2 protein-coding genes are annotated in these 1,359 nt (G+C 71.7%); both read left to right on the top strand.

Annotated features, from left to right (window positions below):
* The first annotated feature begins 188 nt into the window (after nt 1–188).
* Nucleotides 189–344, top strand: a complete 156-nt coding sequence (locus tag ACFV0G_RS20715) for a hypothetical protein (RefSeq protein WP_380549623.1) — start codon at nt 189–191, stop codon at nt 342–344.
* 46 nt (nt 345–390) lie between these two features.
* A complete protein-coding gene (gene era, locus ACFV0G_RS20720; RefSeq protein WP_380549626.1) occupies nt 391–1,320 on the top strand; it encodes a GTPase Era in 930 nt (309 codons plus the stop codon).
* Nucleotides 1,321–1,359: the final 39 nt, after the last annotated feature.

Genomic DNA, 1,359 nt, shown 5'->3' on the forward strand with positions numbered 1-1,359 from the left:
GGGGGGGGCGGGCGCGGGGGGGGGGCCCACCCCCCGCGTCCGCGCCCCGTCGGGCCGGCGGGGGCCCGCGGCGCCCCCGGGCCCCGGCCCGGGGGTGTGGTTGGGGCCGCCCCCCCCGCCGCTCCCGCAGCAACCGCGTGTGCGGATAGTGTGATGGTCTGCCTGTCTGTGCATCAGGGGGAGGGGAGATGGGCGTCCTCGCGTTCTTCGCCGGGCTGCTGCTGACCGTCATGGGGTTCGGGCGCTGGCGGGAGACCGGCTCCCCGTACTGGCTGATCGGCTCGCTCGTCCTGCTGCTGCTGGTGCTGCTGGGGGCCATGACGGGGAAGAAGAAGACCGGCTGAGCCGCGGCGTCCGTACGGACCTCGGTGATCAGGGAGAATGGAGCCCATGAATGCCCCTTCCTCCCCGTACCGCTCCGGGTTCGCGTGCTTCGTCGGCCGTCCCAACGCGGGCAAGTCGACCCTGACCAACGCCCTGGTCGGGACGAAGGTCGCGATCACCTCCGACCGCCCGCAGACCACCCGGCACACCGTGCGCGGCATCGTGCACCGTCCCGACGCGCAGCTCGTCCTGGTGGACACCCCCGGCCTGCACAAGCCCCGCACCCTGCTCGGCGAGCGCCTCAACGACCTGGTCCGCAGCACCTGGGCGGAGGTCGACGTGATCGGCTTCTGCCTCCCCGCCGACCAGAAGCTCGGCCCCGGCGACAAGTTCATCGCCAAGGAGCTCGCGGGCATCAAGAAGACGCCGAAGGTGGCGATCGTCACCAAGACCGACCTGGTGGACTCCAAGCGGCTCGCCGAGCAGCTCATCGCGATCCACCAGCTCGGCCAGGAGCTCGGCATCGAGTGGGCCGAGATCATCCCGGTGTCGGCGGTCGGCGACACGCAGGTCGGCCTGGTCGCCGACCTGATCACCAAGCTGCTGCCGGAGGGCCAGCCGCTCTACCCGGACGGCGACCTCACCGACGAGCCCGAGCAGATCATGGTCGCCGAGCTGATCCGTGAGGCCGCGCTGGAGGGCGTCCGCGACGAGCTGCCGCACTCGCTGGCCGTGGTGGTCGAGGAGATGCTCCCGCGCGAGGGCCGCCCCGCGGACCGACCGCTGCTGGACATCCACGCCAACGTCTACATCGAGCGGCAGAGCCAGAAGGCCATCGTGATCGGGGCCAAGGGCTCCCGGCTCAAGCACGTCGGCACCACGGCCCGCAAGCACATCGAGGCGCTGCTCGGCACCCCGGTCTACCTCGACCTGCACGTGAAGGTCGCCAAGGACTGGCAGCGCGACCCCAAGCAGCTGCGCAAGCTCGGTTTCTGACGCCGCGTCACGAAGATGTCGAAGGCGCCCCCGCCCGCG

The organism is Kitasatospora sp. NPDC059571 (assembly GCF_042735675.1).
In the GTDB taxonomy this organism is placed as follows: Bacteria; Actinomycetota; Actinomycetes; order Streptomycetales; family Streptomycetaceae; genus Kitasatospora.

Bases quoted from the DNA above. Each gene is read 5' to 3' on its own strand.
- ACFV0G_RS20715 (WP_380549623.1), top strand. From the start codon at position 189: ATGGGCGTCCTCGCGTTCTTCGCCGGGCTGCTGCTGACCGTCATGGGG.
- era (WP_380549626.1), top strand. From the start codon at position 391: ATGAATGCCCCTTCCTCCCCGTACCGCTCCGGGTTCGCGTGCTTCGTC.